The organism is Candidatus Protochlamydia sp. R18 (assembly GCF_000648255.1).
Classification (GTDB): Bacteria; Chlamydiota; Chlamydiia; order Chlamydiales; family Parachlamydiaceae; genus Protochlamydia; species Protochlamydia amoebophila.
Genome location: NZ_BASL01000329.1, coordinates 1 through 209, shown reverse-complemented (window position 1 = coordinate 209; position 209 = coordinate 1). Strand labels below are relative to the sequence as shown.

General features: G+C 41.1%; 1 pseudogene. It reads right to left on the bottom strand.

Annotated elements, in window-relative coordinates:
• A pseudogene (locus TY19_RS00275) lies at positions 1-209 on the bottom strand (tyrosine-type recombinase/integrase); the annotation flags it as partial.

Sequence of the window (209 nt, the reverse complement as noted above, 5' to 3'; positions counted from 1 at the left end):
GAGCTTTTATGGCCTGTTTGCTTCATGATCAGATGCTCAGGAACACCAAAAATGGCAGCGGTTGTAGCAAATCCAGCCCATAAGCTATGCCCTGAGAATGAATGTTTCTGATTTTCTAAATGTTTGTTCCGCTTAGTAATCAATGCGACAGATTTGGAAGTTAGAGCTTTATCCATGATTTGACCATGCCGATTGATCGGTCGAAATAA